Raw genomic sequence first — 21,065 nt, forward strand, 5'->3', positions numbered from 1 at the left:
CGGCTTCAGCGGCAGGATGGATGCATGAATCTGCCTGCTGAAGCCGTGAAAACCCTGACCGTCCGGGCTGTCCTCTTCGATATGGACGGAACCTTGGTGGACTCCACCGCGATCGTGGAGGAAGTCTGGAGCGAATTCGCGGGCCGGTATGGACTGGACATCGAGGAGATCCTGCGGACTTCACACGGTGTCCAAGCCAAGGACACGGTGCGCCGTTTCGCTCCCGCCGGAGCTGACATCGACGCGCTCGCGGAGGAACTCGGCGAGATGGAACGGACCCGGACGGACGGGATCGTTGCGTTGCCCGGAGCCGCGGAACTGTTGCGGTCCTTGCCTGCCGACGCCGTCGCCATGGTCACCTCGGCCGATCGGATCCTTGCCGGGGTGCGCATGCAGGCAGCCGGACTCGAGATGCCCGCGACCACTGTTACCTCCGAGGCCGTGACCCGTGGCAAACCGCAGCCGGAAGGCTACCTCAGGGCCGCAGCGCTGCTGGGTGCCGAGCCGGCCGACGTCGTCGTCTTCGAAGATGCCCCCGCGGGCATCGCTTCCGCCCGTGCGGCCGGAATGCGGACCGTGGTGGTGGGCGACGCCGGCGGCGAGGCGGCGGATGGGCTGTGGCAGATCGCGGACTATTCAGCTGTCACTGCCACGGCGAGCCTGGACGCTTCCGGTCGATGGGTGATCGAGCTCCGGTTCTAGCGTCAGCGGGCTGGATGCGGGACGGACCGGTCCTGTTGTTCCCCTGAGGACGAGGGTTCCTTCGAAGATGATCCTTGCGCCCGTCAGGCTGGTTGAGCCTGGGTTCTCGGAGAGGGCGGCGACGGCGCGCCGGGCTGCAGCACCGACGTTGACCGCGATCGTCGAAAGGGCAGGAAACGTTTCGGTCGCGAGGGTGTCGTCGCATCCGATGACGCTCAAGTCCTTCGGGACGTCAACGCCCGCGGCAGCGAACCCGCCCATCAAGCCGTGCGCGATCACGTCGTCGAAAGCGATGACTGCGGTGACTCCGGACGCTGCCACCGAATCGCTCAGAGCCTTCGCGGCGTCATAGGTGCCCGGGTCCGCACTGAAGTGCATGACCTCGAGGGCGTGGGCCTTCGAGAAGTTGTCTACGGCCGAGCGGCGCTGCTTGTTTGCCCATGATTGTGGTGGCCCGCCGACGTAGGCGATGCGGCGGTGGCCGAGCCCGGACAGGTGCGTCAGACCGGAGCGGATGGCGGCCGTAGTGTCCAGGAGGATCCGGTACGTCTCCGGAACATCGCGGTTGATGAAGGCTACCCGCTGGGAATCGGCGATTTGCCGGATGCGGGACGAAGCGAGCCGGGAAGATACGACGATCAACCCTTCGACCTGGGGCGCCATCCGTGAGATGAGGCGGTCTTCCCGGGTGGGGTCTTCATCCGTGTCCGCCAAGAACACGGACAGTCCGAGGTCGCTCGCGTAGTTTTGGGCCGCGCGGACGAGTGGAGGGAAGAACGGGTTGGCGATGTCCGGCACGATGAGTCCGATAGCGCCGGCGCGTCCTGTCGAGAGGGCGCGAGCGTGATGGTTCGGTACGTAGCCGGCGGCTTCGGCAGCCTTTTGAACCATTGCCACCGTCTCGGGCTTGAGCAGGTTTGGCCGGGTAAAGGCCCTGGACACGGTTGAGGGGGCTATGCCGAGTTCGGCCGCCAATTGCGTGATGGTTGGACGGCCCGTCATTGGGGCTCACCCGCGAGCTCCAATGCGGCACGGACCAGGGCTTCCGCGCTGCCAGGCGCGAAGGGGGCAGGCATACCGTAATAGCGGTGCGCGTCCTCCACTTCGTATCCTCCGAAGTCATATTCGTCCGCGCTCGGGAAGTATCCGGGGCACCCGTTGGTGTAGCCCGTGACGAATACGGGCCCTTCGAGCTCGGAGGCGATGGCTTCCGTTGCGGCCAAGAATGGTTCTCCGGGTAGTCCTACGAGGGTCAGGCCCTGCCAGTTGAAGACGCTCACTGGCGCGCGCCAGGACATTTTGTCGTCGGGACCGCGGTCCATCGCCCACTGCATCCACGTGTTGAGAAGGGATCGCCGGCCCGGATCGGCAGAAACCGCTTCGGCCTCCCACTGCCGGCCCAACGCCGAGGGGGAAACCGCGTCGCGCGCATTCATTGCGACGCCGACGGTCCTCCGGGCCGCCGAGGTCTCCCGGGAACCGAAGACCGGCAATAGCGGGCTCCCCAACGCGGATGCCGCCACATGTTCTCCGATCTTTCGCGCCTGCTCCATCGTCCTGCCCGTTGAGCCGGAAAGCGAGTACGACGCGTCGGCACGATGGCCCGAGTTGATGTCACCGGCGGTCCCGGGCAGGAAAAGGGCCACTGAGCCTGGGGAACGTTCCTCCAGGACGCTCCTGGTGAACGCCGGATAGTCGCCGCTGATGAGCCGGTTTTCCGGACCCAGGACCACCGGGTGGCACGGATAGAGCAGGATCCAGGCAAGCACTTGTCCGGCTTCGTCGCTGAATGTGGCGACTTGGACGGGCGGGTCCACGGCACGTTCGGGATGGCGTCGGTTCCTGGCAATGTCCACTCCGCGCGATTCGCCGTAGTGCAAGGTGGCAGGCTGTTGGGAGGCCAACGCGGTCTCGGCGGCCTCGTGGCAAGCCACGACTATCTCCTCCAGGAGACCCGGGTCATGGCCTCCGAGTCGGCCCGGCATAACGCACGGACCTGCGTGGGTATGCGTCGCGGTGATCGCGACACGTTCCGGCATGAAGGGCAGGCCGCGTGCGATGCGGGTGCATGTGTCTTCGTGCAGGCCGCACACATCCACGGTGATCCAGCACGTGTCATCGACAGCCAACGCCCGGACGGTCAGGGGATCGTGGACACCGGTGCTCGGTTCAGTCCTCGCCGCGAATCCGGCCATTGGGGTACCTGCGGGCGGCGAGATCCCGACGACGGCGGCGCCCACCCTCAGGACGCCCTGCTCGGCTTGGGGGGTACTCATTCCGGTCCGCCGGATACTTTCCGGCCGGACTGGATGACCTCGGTAATGGTCCCGGCTCCGGGTCCCTCCCCGGTGATCAGGACGAAATCTGCCGGGGAACCGACTCGAAGGTGGCCGAGCCCCGGCCGGGTGCCCGGAATCACCCGGGCGGGAGTGGACGTCACCATTTTGAGGGCCTCCGGTAGCTCCAGGCCGACGTTGCGGATCACGTTGCGGAATCCGTCCGGGAGGGTAGCGGCGGCCCCCGCGAGCAGGTCCGTACCCACGTGGGAGAGCCTCCCGCCAGGAGCGAGATCCACGAGGCCGCCCACGGAAGTGCGGTGGCGGCCAGGCGCGCTACCGGCCAGTGCGGTGCTGTCAGACACCAGATAAGCGCGCTCGGGGGTCTTTGCCCTGATCATGACTTTGAGCGTATCGCTGGGCAAGTGGTGGCCGTCCGCTATGAGTCCCGCCGTGAGCCGGTCGTCAGCGAGTTGAGTCCACAGGGCATTCGGATGCCTTGGCAGGGTGGTGGCGATGCCGTTGCCCAGATGGGTGGCCAGACCGGCTCCCGCGGTGATGGCAGCCGTGATTTGTTCAGGACTCGCGTGCGTATGTCCAATGGCCACTTCGACGCCGAGTTCGCGGATCCGGGCGATCTGGGCCGGCGCATCGGGCGTATGTGGGGAGACGGTGACGATACCGACCATTCCGCTTGCGCGAAGCCAGCGCCGAATCTCATCTGCGTCCAAGGGACGGACGAAGGCGGCGTCGTGGACACCGCGGGGACCGTCCTGGTCCGAGATGAAAGGACCCTCGATGTGCACGCAGGGGATGGCTGCCCTGGTGGTCGGACCAATGTCGCAGGCACGCTTGATCTGTTCGAGCGCGACGGTGATTGCCTCCTCCGACGCTGTCACAATGGTCGGGACCCACGTGGTGACGCCCAGTTTCGCAAGCTCCGCGCTCAGGTTGATGATGGTTTGCGGCGAGACGTCGGCGGAGTTGACGTCCAGGCCGCCGTAACCGTTGACCTGGCCGTCGATAAATCCCGGCGCGATCACGGGCACCCCTTGGAAAGGGCCGATCTCCCGCACCGACAGGATGGTCGTGTCGTAGGCGATTTCTATGTTGATCCCCCGGTGGGGGTCTTTGCCCACGATCGTTTTGGGGTGTGTCACAGCTTGTGTACCCGTCCTTTGAAACGTGAAATGAACTGCTGGTTGGCTTCGTCCCCGCCTGGAGCATTTCCCGATCGCCACAATGGCGGCTCAATGCCGATTTCGTTGAGCTTGCCGATGGTGGACATCATGAGCCAGTTGAGGGCGAAGGCGTTGGCGAAGGTGGACACTGCGGCCGTTTTTTCCTTTGCCCCGGGGACCTCCATGACGGCGTCCCCGACCGGAACCTTCGTGTCGATGTGGTGGTCGACGACGTCGTGCAGGTTCAGTTTTTGCGGATGCCGTGCGGGGTGGTCACCGGCTGTTTCCTCCGCGTGCTCGCGCGAGGAAACGCCGATGGTCGTGACCGATAGTTCGCGTGCCGTCAGCGCCGCGTCAATGAGCGCGCTATTGATGCCGTAGGCGTTGACCAGGATGAGGACATCCCCGGGTCCGAGGCCCGCGTCTTCGATGACGATCCGGCCGTAACCCGGAGTCCGTTCCATGGCCATAGAGCGGAGGGCGCCGCCGGAGAGCAAGGTGCCTTCGTCCAAAATGGCCGAGACGTGCATCAACCCGCCTGCCCGGAAGAACACTTCCTGGCTTGCCAGGTTCGAATGACCGCCCGGGCCGTAGATGTGGACCAGTTCGTCCTTGGCTACCTGGGCCGCAAGGATGTCCGCGGCGACTCTGATGTTTTCGGCTTCTTCCAGGCGGATCCGCCCGAGGAGCTCGGTGATTCTTCCGAGGTAGTCGCCCGAGAGCTGCTCACGTGAGTTCATCGCGGATCGGATTCGGCGTCGAGGTAGATGGTGACGTTGGGGTGCGTGCGCAGCGCAGTACCCGGATGGTCTCCGCTGATCGGCTGGTTCAGGGTGTTGTGGACGGCAGTCCTTTTGGCACGGCCTGGCACGGAGGCGATGATTTCGGAGGCATGCAGCAAACGCGGGATGGAGACGGTGATGGCGCGCTGCGGAACGTCGTCGAAACCGGCGAAATGCCCTTCGTCCACCTGTTGCTGGCGGCTTACTTGGTCCAGGTTGATGACGCGGGCGGGCAGCGGGTCGGCGAGGTCGGCCGGGGGATCGTTGAAGGCAAGATGGCCGTTGACCCCCAATCCGAGCAAGACGAGGTCAAAGGGATCTTGGCCCATCAACGTGCCATAGCGCTCCGCTTCGTCTTGGGCAGGGTTCCCCGGGTTGATGCGGTGAAAGGTGGTGGGCGGAAGGAAGCTGAAGAACGTACGTTGCAGCCAGTTTCCGAATCCTTGGGGTGCGTCCGGCTCGAGCGCGAGGTAGTCGTCCATGTGGAAACACGTTATGCGGCTCCAATCGATGCCGGGCTCCTGGACGAGCGCCTGAAGCGTTGCCTCCTGGCTGGGAGCTGCTGCGAGCATCAGCCGGACCTCCCGCTGGTTCCGGAGCGCCTTGCGCAGCGTTTCCGCTGCATGCGCGCCGGCGTGTTCCCCCAGTGCGGCCCGGTCCGGGTGTGTGGAAACGACAGGGCTGTAAGTGGTCAGTGCTGTCACGTGTGTGTCCTTCGGGTTTCTAGTTCAGTAGTCAGGAGGAGGGATCGGGCTATATGGAAGGGGTCCTTGACGGGCAGCGCCACCACCTTGTCGAGGGGCTTCCCCTCGCGGTCGCGGATTTGCAGCCACTCCTGGCCGGAGGGATCCGGAAAGGTGCCGAGGGTGTAGGACCAGATCCGCTCATGCCAATCCAGGAGGTCGGGCCGCCCGAAACGCTCGGCGAGCAGCCTGGTTGCGTAGAGGGCCTCAACCTGGACCCACCACAGCTTGGTGTCCCACGTTTGGGTCACCAACGTTTCGTAGGGGTCGTTGCCGAAAAGCCTGCCCCGCGGTTCATCCCCGGTGCTGTCGACGTATCGGAAGATGCCGCCATGCTGGTCATCCCAACCCGCTTCCAGGGCACGGATGGCAAGGTCCGGTAGCCAATCCGGAATACGTGGTGCAAGTCCGGGCACTATTTCGGCGGCTTCCATGACCATCCAGAGCATCTCCAACAAGTGGCCGGGGGTGCGGTGGCGGGCCAGGAGCGTGTCCAGGTCATCGCTACTGTCAGGCCGGTATTCCCACCAGGTGTCGGCCTTCCACATGCCTTCGGAGGATCCGTCGCCGAGCAGCTGGGAAAGCGCGGCACCGGCTGTTTCGGCGCTTTCAACAGAGCCGCAGGCCAAATGGAGTTGGGCGCCCACATTCAGAAGCAGCATCAGCCCGGCCGCGTCCTTGAATCCGGCGCGGACGGGGTAGGGCTCGGACGGAGCCTTCCGGGCCTCGATTCTTTCTTCGGCGTGGGCGAGAAGCGCATGGGCTGATTGGAGCCACTCGTCACGTTCGCGGCCAGCCGCTTCGGGAAGCCGGGCTGCACCCGCCAGGCCCAAGGCCGCAAAGAGGTCGGCCAGTACGCTGACGGCGATCTCCCCTTGCGGCCCGGACGGTAGCGCCTGTCCCTCAGCCGATGTGCGGTATGCCGTCACGCTGCCGTCCAGGATGGCGTGTGCCTGGATGAACCTGGCGGTTTCAATCGAGAGGGTTGCCCACAGCCGGGGATCTTCCCCGATGATTCCGGCCTCGCTGTCCAGCGCAATCCTTGAGCAGAGCCAAGCCCAGCGGCCTTGGGACCACGTATATTTTTCGTTCGAAAGCAATCGCCCTGCGTTGGAAAAGCAGGTGAAAACCCCTCCGTTTTCCCTGTCCACCCCGTTCTCGAGCCACCAGGGGAGGACTCCCTTGAGCAGCTGATCCCGTATTTCGGATCCAGTTGCGCTCATGCCACGGGGCTTTCGACTGGAATCGATGTGGCTGGCTCAAGGTCCCGGTCAAGGGACTCGACAAGGGCGTCTGATGCTTCGTTGTGCCACGGGCGCAGCCAGCCGAAGACGCAATAGACGATCGCCGAGGCAAGCACCGGAGCGGCCACGTTGATTGTCTGCGCACTGGCCGTGCCCAGGCTCGCGATGGGAGCGGCCAAAGCGTACTTTGCGAGTGCGAAAACGAGCAAACCGGTAGCCCAGGAGAACAGGGCTGCCGATGGGCCGCAGCGCCGGAACGGACGCAACATCCCTAGCAGCATGGGAACGGCGATCGGCCCCACCAAGGCCCCGAACCAGAGGATGATCAGGCCAAGCACGCCGCCGAATGAATCCGCGCTCAGGGCGATGACCATCGACAATCCGATGAACAGGAACGTGGAAATCCGGCCACCCAGTAGTTCCGCCCGCGACGTCAGGGGCTGCCGGGAACCGCGCAGCGCAGGGATGATGTCCCGGATGACGACGGCGGAAATCGCGTTGGCGTCCGAAGACGTCATGGCCATGGTGTGTGAGAACATTCCGGCGACGACCAACCCCACCAGGCCGGCCGGCAGCAGTTGCTGGGTCAGGAGCGCATAAGCCTGATCCGGGTGCGTCAGATTGGGCAGGATCAGCGGCGCGGCCCACATCGGGAAGAAAAGCACCAGAGGCCACACGAGATACAGTGCGCCCGAAAGCAGGACTGATTTGCGGGCCGCTGAGCCGGACGGAGCGGCGATGAAGCGTTGAGCCAGGTTCCAGGTTCCGCCGTTGTAGGAAATAGTGCTGATCAGGCAATAGGCGAGGAAGAATCCGATGGTGTAGTCCCCCGCGAATGGCTGTGAGTGCGAGGCCGGCAGACGGGACCAGATTCCCGCGATCGAGGAAACGCCCCCGAGCTTGGCCACGGCGAAGATAAGCATCGCAATGCCCGCTACGGACTGGATGATGAACTGGCCCATATCCGTCAATGCGTCCGCCCACAAACCGCCAATGGTCGAATAGATGAGCGTGACCCCGCCAACGATCAGGATGCCAACGGCGATCGGAACCCCGGCGAACACGTTCAGCAGGATCGCGCTGGCCGCCCATTTGGCCGCAACATCGAAGACTTTCAATGCGGCACCGGACCAAGCCAGTACTTGCTGCGCGGGCAGGTTGTAGCGCGTAGCCAGGTATTCGAGCGGGGAGATGATTCCCAAACGCTGCCTCAGGCGCGGCCAGCGCGGGGCGAAGAAGACAGCGCCAACAAGGCAGGCGATGGTGATGGTGAGCGCCCACCAGACATACAGTGCGAATCCGGTGGTGTAGGCGATGGCGGCGTAGGCCACGAAGACAGCTGCCGAATAGCCGGACATGTGGTGGGAGATTCCCGCCAGCCACCACGGCATCTTCCCGCCGGCTGTGAAGAAGTCCGCGGCGTTTTTCACTCGGCTCTTGGCCCACCAGCCGATCCCTATCATGACGACGAAATAGGCCCCTAAAACGAGCCAGTCGGCGAAATACATACATGCTCCTTGATGCAACGAAAGCTTGGAAATGGGATCTGCAGTGGCGTCCACTTTTCTCTGCAAACGTTTGCAAAACAAGGGTCTTTTTGAAAGATTTCTTGCGGGGCCTGGAAGGCGACAGAAAGGCTGTGGCTGTGCCCTCGGATTACTCCGCGGTCACCGCCACAACCCGTTTGGGTGCTTCAGCCGGCCGGCTCACCCCGCCAGTACGTACACCGTGGTCCCGCCGATGGTCTGTGACTGGAAGTTCGCAGCCACCCATTGCGCGATCTGGGCGGGGGCTTCCGATCCGCTGTTCGCCTGCATGGTCCCGCCGGCGATGAAGTAGTGGATCTTGCCCTGTGCCACGAGCTGCTGGAACTGCTCAAGGGTGGGAGACGGGTCCGTGCCGTTGAAACCGCCCACCGCCATGACCGGCAGTTCGGTGGCCAGCTGGTAGCCGGCGGCGTTGTTCGAGCCCACGACGGCGGCCGCCCACGTGTAGTTCGAGGCGCCGGATTTCAGTGCGGCAACCATTTCCGACGACGGCGTGGTGGCGCCGAGCAGGCCGCCCATGCCGCCGCCTTGCCGGTTCCCTCCGAAGCCGCCGGCCTGGGCGCCCGGCTGTTGGAGGGTCTGCGGGGGAGTGTTCTGGGCTGCGTTGTTTTGCCCGAAGCCGCCCCGGGCTCCAAAGCCGCCGAAGCCACCGAACGTAGTCGCGGGACCGGCGCTGGGGATTGCGCCACTATGCGTCACGGAGGCGGTAGAGATCGAGTACGCCAGCGGACCGGCAAGGGAGGCCGCGAGGGCGAGCGCCGCCGTCGTGCGGTGGAGGATGCGGACCGGGAAACGTCCCGAGAGCAGCAAGCCGGCCGCAGCCGCCAATGCGCCCAGCAGCGCGGCCCAGCGCAGCAACGGACCATAAGCGGTGGTGCCGCCCAGGAGGCCGAAGGCCGTGAATCCAGCTGCGGCCACTGCCACAGCGAGCACGACCGCGGCGACGAGCTGTGCGCGGTGCTGCCACAAAAGCGCCCCGCCCAGGCCCGCGAGCCCGGCGATGCCCGGGGCCAGCGCCACCGCGTAGTAGGGGTGGATGATGCCTGCCATGAAGCTGAACACGAGCCCGGTGACCAGCACCCACGAGCCCCACACGATCACCGAGGCGCGGACGCTATCCGTGCGCGGGGCACGCCGGCCCAGCCACAGCAGCCCGGCCCCGAGGACCAGCACCGAAGGGAGCAGCCACGCGATCTGGCCGCCGAATTCGTTGTTGAACATCCGGAACAGCCCGGGAACTCCCCAGCCGTTGCCGCCCCCGACGCTGCCGGTCTCCTGGCCGCTGAGCCGGCCCAAGCCGTTGTAACCGAGCGTCAGTTCCAGGATGGAGTTGTTCTGTGAGCCGCCGATGTATGGCCGCATGTTCGCCGGAACGAGTTCGACGACGGCGAGCCACCAGCCGGCCGCGACCACCATGGCCGCCCCCGCGCCGAGCAGATGAAGCAGGCGACGCCCCACTCCACCCGGCGCGGCAACCAAGTACGCCACCGCAAATCCAGGAACCACCAGCAGGACCTGGAGTTGCTTGGTGAGGAAGCCGAAGCCAAGGAACACTCCGGCCAGCAGGAGCCAGCGCAGTTTGTTGTCCTGCATGGACCGCAGGGTGGCGTAGCCGGCGGCCGTCATGAGTAGCACCAGCAGGGCGTCCGGGTTGTTGAACCGGAACATGAGGGTGGCTACCGGGGTGATGGCCATGACGACGGCGGCGAGCAGCCCGGCCCGGTGGGCGAGCTGTGGATCGCCGGAAGCGGGGGCCGCGGCTCGCCTGACTGCCAGATACAGCAGCCAGGCCGTGGCCACGCCCATGAGCGCCTGGGGAACCAGGATGCTCCAGGAGCTCAGCCCGAAGATCCGTACCGAGAGGTCCATGATCCAGAGCGACGCCGGCGGTTTGTCCACCGTGATGGAGTTGGCGGCGTCGGACGATCCGAAGCACCATGCGGCCCAATTCTGCGAACCGGCCTGGGCCGCCGCGGAATAGAACGCGTTGGCCCAGCCGGAAGCGCCGAGATTCCAGAGATAAAGGACCGCCGTTGCCAGGAGCACGAAACCGAGCTCCACGCGGTGCCGCAGGGCATGCGGGCCGCGGGTGCGGCGGGGCTGGCGGGACCGGCGGGGCGAACCGGCCCGGGCGCGGCCGCCCCCTCCGTGGGGAACGGCCGCTTCTTGCGGCGCAGTCGGCCCCACCAACAGCGGCGGCGGAGCCGGCTGCCTTGCCTCGGAGTCCGTGCCTGTGGAATAGGAAGTGGTCATCGGAATCTACTTTGTCAGCTTGTAGACCGTGGAGTTGCCCACCGTCTGGGCTTGGAAGTTCGCCTGTACCCAGGAGGCTACCTCGGAATTGCCGCCTTGGCCTCCGAACCCGCCGCCACCCATGCCGCCTCCTGCGATGTAGTAGCCGATCTGTCCCTTGGCCACCATGTCCTGGAACTCTGCCAGCGTGGGGTAGGGATCGCCGCCGTTCCAGCCACCGAGCGCGATCACGTTGGTGTTCGTGGCGAGCTCAAGGCTTGCGGCTTGGGTGGCACCGGAGACGATCGCCGACCACTTCGTGGTGGTGGATTTCAGCAGGGCGGTCAGTCCGGCGTCGGACGTTCCCTCGAAACCGGGCCCTCCCGCCTGACCCGCGCCACCAGCTGCGCCGAACCCACCGGCGCGGTTTCCGAAGCCGCCCATGGCGGAACCGCTGGGTCCCGACGTCGGGATGGAACCGGAGTGTGCTGTAGCCGCCGTCGCGAGCGTCCACGCCGCTGTTCCGAGGCCGCCGGCCAGAAGGGAAACGACGACGACGGCCGCGGCCGCAGCGTTCCGGAACCGCCCCGCCGTGTTTTGGCCGGCAAAGCGCAACGAGTCGAGGCGGAGCAGGATTGCCGCTGCCGCCACCACGCCGAGAACGACGATCACGATGCGCAACCACGGAAGCCAGGAGGCGTCGCGTCCCAGGAGAACCGCGGACCAGGCCGAACTACCGAGGATGACCACGGCCAGGACGATCCTGGCCGGCCAATATCCACGGCCACGCCACAGCTCAACGCTGCCAATGCCTACCAAGGCCGCGATTGCCGGTGCGAGCGCTACCGCGTAGTACGGGTGGACGATGCCGCTCATGAAGCTGAAGACGCCCGCCGTCACCAGAAGCCAGCCACCCCACAGGATGAGCGCGGCACGGGTGCGGGAAGCCCGCGCTTCCCGGCGGGTGAACCACAGGCCGGCCGCCAGCAGAATCAGTGCAGCAGGGAGAAGCCAGGAGACCTCAGCGCCGAAGCTCGTGCCAAACATGCGGGTGATCCCGGCAGCGCCACCGAATCCGGCGTTGCCGCCACCGCCTCCGCCGAAGGCGCCGAGGCCACCGAGATTGCCTCCAGCAGGGGCGCCCGCTCCGCCTCCGCCGGGCGTGCCTTCGCCCGAACCCGTGATGCGGGACAGCCCGTTGTAGCCAAAGGTCAGCTCGAGGAAGCTGTTGGTTTGCGAACCCGCCATGTAAGGCCGTGCCGATGCCGGGGTCAGCTGGAAGAGGGCGACATAACTGCCGGCTACTACTGCGATTCCGGCCAGCGCGCCGAGCAGGTGCAGCAGCCTCCGCCGCAACGGGGTCGGGGCGGCCCAGAGGTACGCGAGTCCCAGGCCTGGAACAATCAGGAAACCCTGCAGCATCTTGCTCAGGAACGCGAGGCCCACTACAGCGCCGGCAGCGGCGAGCCACTTCCAGCCCGCCCGTTCGATGGCGCGGGTAGTGAAGTACGCCGCCAGGACCAGGCAGAGAGTCAGCATGGCGTCGGGATTGTTGAAGCGGAACATGAGCGCCGCCACCGGGGTCAGTGCCAATGCCCCACCGGCCAACAAGCCAGCGCCTGGTCCGGAAACCCGCTTGACCGTCAAGTAAAGGAATCCAACGGCGGCCACGCCCATCAGCGCCTCGGGAACCAGCATGCTCAGGGGAGAGAAGCCGAAGATCCGGCCCGCCAAAGCAGGGATCCACAAGGAGGCCGGAGGCTTGTCCACGGTGATGGCGTTGCCGGCGTCGAGCGAACCGAACAGAAGCGCCGTCCAGTCCTTGGTGCCGGCTTGAATGGCCGCTGCGTAGAAGGAGTTTCCGTAGCCGGTGGCCGCGAGGTTCCAGAGATACAGGAACGCGGTGGCTACGAGGAGCCCGGCGGCGGACGGCCGTACCCAACGGGGCTGCCGACCAAAGGCGTATCGGGTCCAGCGGGGCTTGGCGTCCGGGGTTGATGGGCCTGCCGAGTGGCGCGGTGCGTCGGCAATCCCGACGGCGGGGCCGGCGTCAGCATTTCCGGCGGCGGGTCCTGTGCTTGCGGGAGTAATCGTGGAGGTCATGATGCTGCCGTTTCTGTGCGCGTTTTGGCTTGTGTCGTGGGTTCAGCCGACGGCGCCGCAGGCTGCCGAAAGACCCAAAGGCGGAACAACAGGAAGCGGACTGCCGTGGCGGCGAGGTTCGCTGCGACCACGGTGAGGAGCTCGCCCCAGCGGTCCGGCGTCGTCGTACTGTGCACCAGGGCGAGGGCCCCGGAGGTGAGTGCGAGACCGATCCCGAAGACGATCAACCCCTCGAAGTGGTGCCGAACGGGATTGCCGCCCTGGATGCCGAAGGTGAAGCGACGGTTGGCGCCGGTGTTGGCGATGGCCGTGACGAGCAGCGCCAGGAAGTTCGCCAGCTGCGGGTCCATGATGCCGCGGCAGAACAGGAAGATGAGCACATAGGCGAGGGTGGACGCAGCCCCGATCGCGGCGAACCGGACCAATTGCCCGAATAGGCTGCTTCGCGGGCTCTGCTCGGCAGTGCGGGACGACGCCGGGAGAGGCCCGCGTGCAAGTGCCGCCCGCAGTTCCGGAATCGGGATGCGTCCAGAGACGAGATCCCGGGTAAGCCGGACCATGCCGCGCATGTCGGCCAGGGCGGTCCGCACCACGTCGACGCTGGAATTGGGATCGTCGATCCAGTCGACGGGAACTTCGTGGACCCGGAGGCCGCAGCGTTCGGCGAGGACCAGGAGTTCGGTGTCGAAGAACCACGAGTTATCCATGGTGTGCGGGAGGATCTGCTGGGCGACGTCTGCCCGGATCGCTTTGAAGCCGCACTGGGCATCGCTGAAGCGGGCACCCATGAACGAGTGCAGCATCAAGTTGTAGCTGCGCGAAATGAACTCGCGTTTGGGGCCGCGGACGACCCGCGAGTTACGGGTCAGTCGGGTGCCGATGGCGAGGTCCGAATGGCCGGAGATCAGCGGCGCCAAAAGGGGCGCCAGTGCGGCGAGGTCAGTGGAAAGGTCAACGTCCATGTAAGCCAGAACGGGCGACGGCGATGCAAGCCACACCTTGCGAAGGGCGTTGCCGCGTCCCTTCTCGTCAAGGTGGACAACCGCGAGCTCGGGCAGTTCCCGGGCTACGCGCTCCGCGATTTTCAACGTGCCGTCCGTGCTCGCGTTGTCCGCCACGGTGATGCGGAAGCCATGCGGGAAGGATTCGCGCAAGTGGCCGTGAAGCCTGCGCAGGCACTCTTCGAGATCGCGTTCCTCGTTGAAGACGGGGATGGTGACGTCGAGGACGGGGATGGCGGCGTGGGTGTCCACGGGGGCGCGCCGCCCCGTGCCGCGCTGGATGGGAGTGCTGGGTTGGATGGGAAGGCCCGGCGGCACCACCGCGGGGTCCTTCAGGGTTCCGGAGGTGGATTCGATGAGCGTCATGTATCCAGAGTGCCGTTGCCGAATATGAAGGCTTTAGGCGGAACCTGTGACGTGGCTGTGGATGTGTGACCAGCGTGGCGCATCACTTGCCTGGCCAAGAACGGAGAGGCCCGCCCCGGAAGGGACGGACCTCGACGTACTTTGTGGGTGGCTCTTGGCTTAGTACCAGTTGTGGGCCAAGTGGAAGGACCATGCCGCGGACGGCGATCCGTAGCGTTCCTTGATGTAGTTCAGGCCCCAGCGGATTTGCGTCTGGTAGTTGGTCTGCCAGTCGGCGCCTTCGGACGCCATCTTTTCGGCCGGCAGCGACTGCCCAATGCCGTAAGCGCCACTGGAGGCGTTGGTGGCAGTGGTGCGCCAATCCGATTCCTTGTTCCACAAGGTGATCAGGGCCGACATTTCGCCCTGGCCCCAACCGTAGGAGGGAAGGATGCTTGCGGCGTAGGCCTGGGCGCCGGAGGGATCATCGACGGCGACGGGTGCAGCCGGTGCCGCTGGAGCAGGGGGTGCAGCGGGTGCGGCCGGTGCGGCAGCCTGGGGCGCGACGGCGGCCGGAGCGGGCGCGGCTGCCTGGCTTGGCGTCGACGCAGCGCTCGGCTTGGGGCTCGCGCTTGCGCTCGCCGACGGCGTGGCGGTGGCCGAAGGCGTGGCTGAGTGATCCACCGTGCGGGATTCGGACGTGCGGCTCATGTCCTGGGCGTTGATGGCTTGTCCGGCGGCCTGGGTGGCAGCGCCTGCGCCGAGGAACACGGCAACGACGCCGGCAACAACTGCCATGCGCTGGCCGGTGCCGAGGTTCGAGGCGGCTCGCCTCAGCGTGGAACGTGACTTGTTTCTCCGGGCAGGTTCGCCGCGGTGGCGCGCAACAGGGCGCGACTGATCCTTGGAATCAGACATGGTGATTGCCTCTCGACGCCTGCGGAGTTAGCTGTCGGATTCGGATGAGGTCATCCGGCCGTGGCCACAGCGGAACGTGGCGGCACGGCTTCACCCCTAGGGCTGGCTCAACATGAGCGCTTGCCCGGAGACCTGGGTCCCCCGTCTCTGCCTGGACTGTTGGGCACCGGGGAGTGGCAGAGCTCGGCGCCTACCCGGCGGTGGCCGGAATGATCCAGCGCACCTATTCGACGGTACAGGAGGATCCAGCTTAAGTCACATTTAGGTAACGGAGATCACGACGCCGGTGCGTCGACTTGCGCGCGCCGGGCACCGGCGTCGTACTCTTCTGGTTCGCCCGTCAGGCCGGGGCAGTCCTGAGCGCCGGGAGCCGCACCGCGAACTCCGTCCGGCCAGGCCGCGACGCCACTTCGACCGTGCCGCCGTGCGCCTGAACGATGGATTCCACAATGGACAAGCCGAGGCCGGAGGTGCCCTCGGAGCCGGACCGGGCGGCGTCGGCACGGGCAAAGCGGGAGAAGATCCTGCCCTGGAATTCAGGCGGGATGCCCGGGCCGTTGTCGGTCACGGTCACCACGGCGCTGCCATCGGCGGAGCGCATCACGCCCGTGACCACGGTGGTTCCCGCCTCGGTGTGCTTGCGGGCGTTGGAGAGCAGATTCGCCAAAACCTGGTGGAGTTGGGTGGTGTCGCCGCGGACCGTGAGGGGCTCATCCGGGAGCTTGAGTTGCCAGATGTGCTCGGGAGCCATGACTTTCTCGTCGCTGACGGTCTCGATCACCAACTGCGTGAGGTCCACATCGGTGAATTCCGGGGCCTTCCCTTCGTCCAACCGGGCCAAGAGAAGGAGGTCCTCCACGAGGGTGGTCATGCGTTCGGACTGGCTCTGCACCCGGCCCAGCGACTTGCGCCCGTCTTCGGTGAACGTCTCGGTCATGCGCAAGAGTTCGGTGTAGCCGCGGATGGCGGTCAGCGGAGTGCGTAGTTCGTGCGACGCATCCGCGACGAATTGGCGCACCTTGGTTTCGCTTTGCTGGCGGGCCTCGAGGGCGCTCGAGACGTTGTCCAGCATCAGGTTCAAAGCATGGCCGACGCTTCCCACTTCGGTGCTCGGATGGGCCGCCGACGCCGGAACACGCACCGCGAGGGCCACCTCGCCGGCGTCGAGTGGAAGTTTCGACACCTTGGTGGCGACGTCGGAGAGTTGCTCCAACGGCCGCATGGTGCGGCGGATCAGCACGGTTCCGGCCAGCCCGATCAGGACCAGTCCGCCCAAGGAGACCAGCACCATGGTCCAGACGAGGGAGGCCTCGGTGTCCTCTTTCGAGGCGAGCGGGAGACCTGTGATGACAACATCGCCGTAAGGAGTTTCGGTGGCCACCAGCCGGTAGCCGCCAGTGGACAGCGTGCGATCAACCGGGCGGCCATCGGACGGGAGCGCCGACAGGATTCGGGCGTCGCTGGGCGACAACGGCGCACGTGTGGCATCGGAGGACAAGAAGCCGGCATCGCTGCTCACCTGGCCTGCAAGGATGCGTGCATTGAGCGTGCCGATGCTCTGGCCGCGGGGGTCCAGCGGGTCCGGACGGCCGCCAGGGTTGCCTTGCGGCGGGCGGCCATGGGAGGCCTGCATCAATTGCTGATCGAGCTGCTTCGTGAGGAACACATCCATGGAGGCATAGCTGACCACCCCGACTGCACCGCAGATGGCCACAAGGAGTGCCATGGAGAGAAGGATCAAGCGCGTGCGCAAGTGCCAGGTTGAAGGATTGAACCAGCTATGGTCGGTCTGGCGGGGGATACCCGAGAGTGCGGACATTCGGCGCCCCGGCTATTCGGCAGGCTTGATGACGTAGCCTGCTCCGCGCACCGTGTGGATCATGGGCGGGTGGTTGGCCTCGATCTTCTTGCGCAGGTATGAGATGTAAAGCTCCACGATGTTGGCTTGGCCGCCGAAATCGTAGTCCCACACGCGGTCCAGGATCTGGGCCTTGCTGACCACGCGCTTGGGGTTCTCCATGAGGTAGCGCAGGAGCTCGAACTGGGTCGCCGTGAGCGGGATGTCCTCGCCGCCGCGGGTAACTTCACGCGTGTCGACGTTCAGGGTCAAGTCGCCCACCACCAGCTCGGCGGTGTCCATCGCGGCCACCCCCGAGCGTTGGACCAAACGGTGCAGGCGCAACAGGACTTCCTCCATGCTGAAGGGCTTGGTGACATAATCGTCGCCGCCGGCGGCCAACCCGACGATGCGGTCCTGTACGTCGTCCTTGGCGGTGAGGAAGAGCGCAGGCACCTCCGGCGCAAAGGCGCGGATCCTGCCGAGCAGCTCGACGCCGTCGAACCCTGGAAGCATCACATCCAGCACCAGGACGTCCGGTCGGAAGTCCTTGGCGAGCTTTACCGCGGCGGGACCGTCGCCCGCCACCGCCACCGACCAGCCCGCCATGCGGAGGCCCATGCTCATGAGCTCGGCGAGGCTGGGTTCGTCGTCAACCACAAGGGCACGGATGGGGGAACCGTCCGGGTGGCTGAGTTGCGGAAGGTTGTTGGTCATGGAGTGCGAGGATGCCATGGGACAACTCTCCAATCTGCCGGTTTGCCAGTGCTTTGCCGTTGCTGTGAGCACCCTGTGAGTCCCAGCCTAGCCACCTGTCCGGAGGTTGTGGCGGTTCTGCAGGTCACAGGGAAGCCTTCAGTTCGACACAGCCAACGCACAGCAAAGCGGCTGACGCTGTTTGGGACAAGAACAATCACGACCAAACAGTCTCGATTTCGATGGAGAACACCATGGATCAGCAAAACAACCCCTCCGTACCTGGTTCCGAGCCGGAGAACGGACACCCGCAGCCGGTGATCCGCCCCCTTGATGATTCTGCGCAGGCTGGTGCCGGGCAGCCGGCCGCAGGGTGGGGTGCTCCGCAGCCGCCGGCGAATCAGCCGCCTGCCGCCGGGTGGGGTGCTCCGCAGCCGCCGGCGAACCAGCAGCCGGCCGCTGGGTGGGGTGCTCCGCAGCAATACAACGCCGGACAGCCCCGACCTTCGTTTTTCAAGAACTGGAGCCTGAAGAAGGGGCTCATTGTTGGCGGCGTCGCGGTGGTGGTCGCGGCAGCGGCAGGAGCCGGTGCATATGCCGCCGGCAACGGGACCACGGCTGCGGATACCACCAACGCGCAGGGACCTGGGACCGGGAGAACGGCCAGGGCGGATTCGGTGGCCCGGGCGGCACGAACGCAGGCCCTGGCGGGCTCGGCGTCGGCATGGGCGGCCTGAACGCCGCGGTCCACTCGGAATATGTGGTCCTCCAGAACGGCAGCTATGTCACCATGGCGGGCCAGTTGGGTACGGTCACTGACATCTCGGCGAGCTCCATGACCGTCAAGAGCGAGGACGGGTTCACGAAAACCTATGCGCTGGGAACGGACGTCGTGGTAGCTGAAGGCCTGCGGCAACGTGGAAGCGGAAGCGGCGGCACCACCCTGACCCTCGCCGATGTGAAATCCGGATCAAGCGTGAGGGTCACTGCGCTCAAGGAATCGGACAAGTACACGGCCCAGTCCATCCAGATCGTTACTGCCACCACATCAAGTACCCAAGGAACCGGCACCACCAACTAGTCCCCACCGCCACCCTCGCCTCGCAAGTCCCCACCGCCACCCTCGCCTCGCAAGTCCCCACCGGGTCCCGGCCTTCGCAAGCTCAGGCAGGGACCCTCGCCGGCGTGGCCCCACGGCCAGGGAACCCTAGCGGCGTGGGCCCACGGAGCTGATGTCGTTACGGGCCTTCAAAACGACATCCAGTGCGAGCGCGGCGTGAGGCTAGGGCCATTGCGGGGGTCCTAGCAGACGATTTGCCAAAGAATTTTCACGAGATGCCGATCCAGGATTGGACAAGGGTTGTTTCATATCTCGAGATTCAAAGGCAAGCGCGTGACGTGGCTTGAGATTCAGAAAACGGCAAATCCATCAAATTTTATTCGAATATTGCGCCAAGAATAGCCAGTGTGACGAACGAGAATGGGTCACATTTGGACATGTGTGAATTGTGATGTGCGGCACAATAGTCCGATTCGTCTCAAAATGTGGACGGTCCGGCCCTTTGTTACTTGCAAGTTCCCTTTGTTACGTTGCACACTTCAAATGTGAACAAGAACTCAACAGCATCTGCAGCCGCAGCGATCGAGCCCAGCGCACCCGCTGGTACTTCGATGAGCTGTTGTCGAATGCATGCCTAACTTAAGACCCCAACAAGTTTCAGGCATTCGCCCCCTGCCCAGCGTCGGGCGCCCCTCCCCATCTCATTGCGGGGACCAGACCAGCATTCGAAGCCGCGATGACGGCTATTCACTTTGAGGTAAGCACTCCATGTCAGTTGCATCCGGATACGTCCACATCTCCGTCCGTAACGCCAATAAGGCCGCGTCGAACGCCGGCCTGCGTCCCGGCTTCGGCAACCGCCCGGCCTACGCCCAGCCCGCACCACAGGGTGGCAGCCAGGCACCCGGCTACGTCCCCCAGGGCTATAACCCCAACTCCTACGGCCAGCTCCGCGCTGTTCCCGCCAACGAGGCCTCGCCGATGACTGCGCCCACGCCGGTCTTGGCTCCAGCGGACCGCTCTATCCGTCCCGTTGCTAATGACAATGTGGCCCGCGGTTTCGTGCTCTACATGGGCATTGACGAGGACACGGCCGCGGCCGCCGGAACGTCCATTGCCAAGTTGGCCCAGGAAATCCGGGCCTACGCCCAGTCCCTCGTTTCCGGCGCCGAGAGCTATGCCGCCGTCGCAGTAGCCCCGGCCAGCGCGCCCGGTTCCGCGCTCGACGTCGTCCGTTCGACTTTCGGTGACCCCACCGTTGGCAACCGCCAGCGCTCCGAGGCGCTCCGCCCGCAGCCTGCACAGGAAGCCCGCCCGTCCGGCGTCTTGATCGACCTCGCCCGTCGTGAGGTGCACCTCGACGGCGATTCCCTGAACCTCACGTTCAAGGAATTCGAGCTCCTCAACTACCTCGTCGAGAACGGCACCCGCACCGTGGGCCGCGACGAACTCCTCGAGGGCCTGTGGCGCAACGCCGAAGAGGTCCCCAACGAGCGCACCATCGACGTCCACATCCGGCGCCTACGCTCCAAGCTCGGCCGCCTGGCAAACACGGTCCGCACCGTGCGCGGCCAGGGCTACCGTTTCTACGAGCACCCCGAGGTTATCGTCTGGGCCGCTCCGGAATACTCGATCTAGTCCCCACGCGCTCAAAGCGCCCGCTCCGTTCTTTGGGGGCGGGCGCTTTCGCTTCCGCGGGACGATCCCTCGGCGCCTGCGCTCGTCCCTCACGCAACAACGGCGCTTTCGGGATGTCCCGCTCACGCGACAGCGCCCGCGCGAACCAGGCGGCCGCATTCCTGCGCTCAGGACCAGTGAGCATGTGCCTCCGCGGCGATAGGGTGGGGGGATGAGCGAGCATCACATCAAGCGGCTGGTGATCATGCGGCATGCGAAGTCGGACTGGCCCCTTGGTGTGCCGGATCATGAGCGACCCCTTGCCGAACGCGGCCACAAGGAAGCCCCTCTTGCCGGGAAATGGCTCCTTAAGCACCACGTGATTCCGGATTTCATCCTGTGTTCGTCCGCGCTCCGGACCCGGCAGACCTGCACGTGGGTGTGCAGCGAGCTGGGGGACAAGGCCCCGACGCCGAAACTCGAGGACGGCCTGTACGCCGCCTCCGCGCAACGCATGTTGACCGTCATCAACCATGTGCCGGAAACCGTCACCACTCTCATGATCTTTTCGCACATGCCCGGCGTGCAGGACCTCGCGATGCACTTGGCTTCCCGCGACTCGGACCATGACGCCTACATGGACGCCGCAACGCGCTACCCCACGAGCGCCATGACAGTCATGGAACTTGAAAAGCCGTGGGCTGAACTCGATGGGCAGGATGCCCGGCTGACCCACTTCGCAGTTCCGCGCCCAAAGAAGTAGCTCCCTCGCGCGAACTGG

18 protein-coding genes and 1 riboswitch are annotated in these 21,065 nt (G+C 65.5%); of the genes, 5 read left to right on the forward strand and 13 right to left on the reverse strand.

Features of this window, described 5'->3' with window-relative positions; translation table 11 throughout:
- Positions 1-24: 24 nt before the first annotated feature.
- Positions 25-702 carry an HAD-IA family hydrolase gene (locus AB4068_RS11405; RefSeq protein WP_441433431.1) on the forward strand — a complete coding sequence of 226 codons (678 nt, stop codon included), beginning with the start codon at positions 25-27 and terminating at the stop codon, positions 700-702.
- Here the strand turns inward: AB4068_RS11405 and AB4068_RS11410 are convergent.
- From AB4068_RS11410 to AB4068_RS11470, 13 genes are all read right to left on the reverse strand, one after another.
- Complete coding sequence (locus AB4068_RS11410) at positions 637-1,704, reverse strand: LacI family DNA-binding transcriptional regulator (protein WP_441433432.1); 1,068 nt, start codon at positions 1,702-1,704, stop codon at positions 637-639. The two genes, AB4068_RS11405 and AB4068_RS11410, sit on opposite strands and share 66 nt — an antisense overlap.
- Positions 1,701-2,978 (reverse strand): neutral/alkaline non-lysosomal ceramidase N-terminal domain-containing protein, encoded by a 1,278-nt coding sequence (locus tag AB4068_RS11415; RefSeq protein WP_441433433.1) that lies wholly within the window; start codon positions 2,976-2,978, stop codon positions 1,701-1,703. The genes AB4068_RS11410 and AB4068_RS11415 overlap by 4 nt, the downstream gene beginning before the upstream one ends.
- Complete coding sequence (locus tag AB4068_RS11420; RefSeq protein ID WP_441433434.1) at positions 2,975-4,138, reverse strand: N-acetylglucosamine-6-phosphate deacetylase; 1,164 nt, start codon at positions 4,136-4,138, stop codon at positions 2,975-2,977. The genes AB4068_RS11415 and AB4068_RS11420 overlap by 4 nt, the downstream gene beginning before the upstream one ends.
- On the reverse strand, positions 4,135-4,899 hold the full coding sequence (locus AB4068_RS11425; RefSeq protein ID WP_441433435.1) for a sugar isomerase domain-containing protein: 765 nt from the start codon (positions 4,897-4,899) through the stop codon (positions 4,135-4,137). Before AB4068_RS11425 ends, AB4068_RS11420 begins: the two co-directional genes overlap by 4 nt.
- Positions 4,896-5,645 (reverse strand): 6-phosphogluconolactonase, encoded by a 750-nt coding sequence (locus AB4068_RS11430; RefSeq protein ID WP_216363182.1) that lies wholly within the window; start codon positions 5,643-5,645, stop codon positions 4,896-4,898. Before AB4068_RS11430 ends, AB4068_RS11425 begins: the two co-directional genes overlap by 4 nt.
- Positions 5,642-6,907 (reverse strand): AGE family epimerase/isomerase, encoded by a 1,266-nt coding sequence (locus tag AB4068_RS11435; protein ID WP_441433436.1) that lies wholly within the window; start codon positions 6,905-6,907, stop codon positions 5,642-5,644. The genes AB4068_RS11430 and AB4068_RS11435 overlap by 4 nt, the downstream gene beginning before the upstream one ends.
- A complete protein-coding gene (locus AB4068_RS11440; RefSeq protein WP_441433437.1) occupies positions 6,904-8,436 on the reverse strand; it encodes a sodium:solute symporter family protein in 1,533 nt (510 codons plus the stop codon). The genes AB4068_RS11435 and AB4068_RS11440 overlap by 4 nt, the downstream gene beginning before the upstream one ends.
- A gap of 198 nt (positions 8,437-8,634) precedes the next feature.
- Positions 8,635-10,728, reverse strand: a complete 2,094-nt coding sequence (locus AB4068_RS11445; protein WP_441433438.1) for an ArnT family glycosyltransferase — start codon at positions 10,726-10,728, stop codon at positions 8,635-8,637.
- A gap of 6 nt (positions 10,729-10,734) precedes the next feature.
- Complete coding sequence (locus AB4068_RS11450) at positions 10,735-12,810, reverse strand: glycosyltransferase family 39 protein (protein ID WP_441433439.1); 2,076 nt, start codon at positions 12,808-12,810, stop codon at positions 10,735-10,737.
- Positions 12,807-14,177: a glycosyltransferase gene (locus AB4068_RS11455; protein ID WP_441433440.1), complete on the reverse strand. Its 1,371-nt coding sequence runs from the start codon at positions 14,175-14,177 to the stop codon at positions 12,807-12,809. Before AB4068_RS11455 ends, AB4068_RS11450 begins: the two co-directional genes overlap by 4 nt.
- A 159-nt stretch (positions 14,178-14,336) precedes the next feature.
- Positions 14,337-15,074, reverse strand: coding sequence for a hypothetical protein (locus AB4068_RS11460; protein WP_441433441.1), 738 nt, complete (start codon positions 15,072-15,074; stop codon positions 14,337-14,339).
- A 2-nt stretch (positions 15,075-15,076) separates the two neighbouring features.
- A riboswitch (cyclic di-AMP (ydaO/yuaA leader) is annotated at positions 15,077-15,250 on the reverse strand.
- Between the two features lie 164 nt (positions 15,251-15,414).
- Complete coding sequence (locus AB4068_RS11465; RefSeq protein ID WP_284988748.1) at positions 15,415-16,893, reverse strand: sensor histidine kinase; 1,479 nt, start codon at positions 16,891-16,893, stop codon at positions 15,415-15,417.
- Positions 16,894-16,905: 12 nt separating this feature from the next.
- Positions 16,906-17,646 (reverse strand): response regulator transcription factor, encoded by a 741-nt coding sequence (locus tag AB4068_RS11470; RefSeq protein WP_078106594.1) that lies wholly within the window; start codon positions 17,644-17,646, stop codon positions 16,906-16,908.
- A 215-nt stretch (positions 17,647-17,861) separates the two neighbouring features.
- On the opposite strand from AB4068_RS11470, the gene AB4068_RS11475 reads away from it, so the two are divergent.
- The 4 genes from AB4068_RS11475 to AB4068_RS11490 all read left to right on the forward strand — a co-directional run bounded on the left by AB4068_RS11475 (position 17,862) and on the right by AB4068_RS11490 (position 21,047).
- Positions 17,862-18,344, forward strand: coding sequence for a hypothetical protein (locus AB4068_RS11475; protein WP_441433442.1), 483 nt, complete (start codon positions 17,862-17,864; stop codon positions 18,342-18,344).
- Positions 18,332-18,688, forward strand: a complete 357-nt coding sequence (locus AB4068_RS11480) for a hypothetical protein (protein ID WP_441433443.1) — start codon at positions 18,332-18,334, stop codon at positions 18,686-18,688. Before AB4068_RS11475 ends, AB4068_RS11480 begins: the two co-directional genes overlap by 13 nt.
- A 747-nt stretch (positions 18,689-19,435) precedes the next feature.
- Positions 19,436-20,305 carry a winged helix-turn-helix domain-containing protein gene (locus AB4068_RS11485; RefSeq protein WP_059388617.1) on the forward strand — a complete coding sequence of 290 codons (870 nt, stop codon included), beginning with the start codon at positions 19,436-19,438 and terminating at the stop codon, positions 20,303-20,305.
- 211 nt (positions 20,306-20,516) lie between these two features.
- Positions 20,517-21,047, forward strand: coding sequence for a SixA phosphatase family protein (locus AB4068_RS11490; RefSeq protein ID WP_059388618.1), 531 nt, complete (start codon positions 20,517-20,519; stop codon positions 21,045-21,047).
- Positions 21,048-21,065 lie beyond the last annotated feature (18 nt).

The organism is Arthrobacter sp. 2RAF22, from assembly GCF_052115325.1.
GTDB lineage: Bacteria > Actinomycetota > Actinomycetes > Actinomycetales > Micrococcaceae > Arthrobacter.

Excerpts from the sequence above, each read along its gene's own strand:
- AB4068_RS11405 (WP_441433431.1), top strand. The coding sequence starts at position 25 with ATGAATCTGCCTGCTGAAGCCGTGAAAACCCTGACCGTCCGGGCTGTC.
- AB4068_RS11410 (WP_441433432.1), bottom strand. The coding sequence starts at position 1,704 with ATGACGGGCCGTCCAACCATCACGCAATTGGCGGCCGAACTCGGCATA.
- AB4068_RS11415 (WP_441433433.1), bottom strand. The coding sequence starts at position 2,978 with ATGAGTACCCCCCAAGCCGAGCAGGGCGTCCTGAGGGTGGGCGCCGCC.
- AB4068_RS11425 (WP_441433435.1), bottom strand. The coding sequence starts at position 4,899 with ATGAACTCACGTGAGCAGCTCTCGGGCGACTACCTCGGAAGAATCACC.
- AB4068_RS11435 (WP_441433436.1), bottom strand. The coding sequence starts at position 6,907 with ATGAGCGCAACTGGATCCGAAATACGGGATCAGCTGCTCAAGGGAGTC.
- AB4068_RS11440 (WP_441433437.1), bottom strand. The coding sequence starts at position 8,436 with ATGTATTTCGCCGACTGGCTCGTTTTAGGGGCCTATTTCGTCGTCATG.
- AB4068_RS11445 (WP_441433438.1), bottom strand. The coding sequence starts at position 10,728 with ATGACCACTTCCTATTCCACAGGCACGGACTCCGAGGCAAGGCAGCCG.
- AB4068_RS11450 (WP_441433439.1), bottom strand. The coding sequence starts at position 12,810 with ATGACCTCCACGATTACTCCCGCAAGCACAGGACCCGCCGCCGGAAAT.
- AB4068_RS11455 (WP_441433440.1), bottom strand. The coding sequence starts at position 14,177 with ATGACGCTCATCGAATCCACCTCCGGAACCCTGAAGGACCCCGCGGTG.
- AB4068_RS11460 (WP_441433441.1), bottom strand. The coding sequence starts at position 15,074 with ATGTCTGATTCCAAGGATCAGTCGCGCCCTGTTGCGCGCCACCGCGGC.
- AB4068_RS11465 (WP_284988748.1), bottom strand. The coding sequence starts at position 16,893 with ATGTCCGCACTCTCGGGTATCCCCCGCCAGACCGACCATAGCTGGTTC.
- AB4068_RS11470 (WP_078106594.1), bottom strand. The coding sequence starts at position 17,646 with ATGGCATCCTCGCACTCCATGACCAACAACCTTCCGCAACTCAGCCAC.
- AB4068_RS11475 (WP_441433442.1), top strand. The coding sequence starts at position 17,862 with ATGGATCAGCAAAACAACCCCTCCGTACCTGGTTCCGAGCCGGAGAAC.
- AB4068_RS11480 (WP_441433443.1), top strand. The coding sequence starts at position 18,332 with ATGGGCGGCCTGAACGCCGCGGTCCACTCGGAATATGTGGTCCTCCAG.
- AB4068_RS11485 (WP_059388617.1), top strand. The coding sequence starts at position 19,436 with ATGTCAGTTGCATCCGGATACGTCCACATCTCCGTCCGTAACGCCAAT.
- AB4068_RS11490 (WP_059388618.1), top strand. The coding sequence starts at position 20,517 with ATGAGCGAGCATCACATCAAGCGGCTGGTGATCATGCGGCATGCGAAG.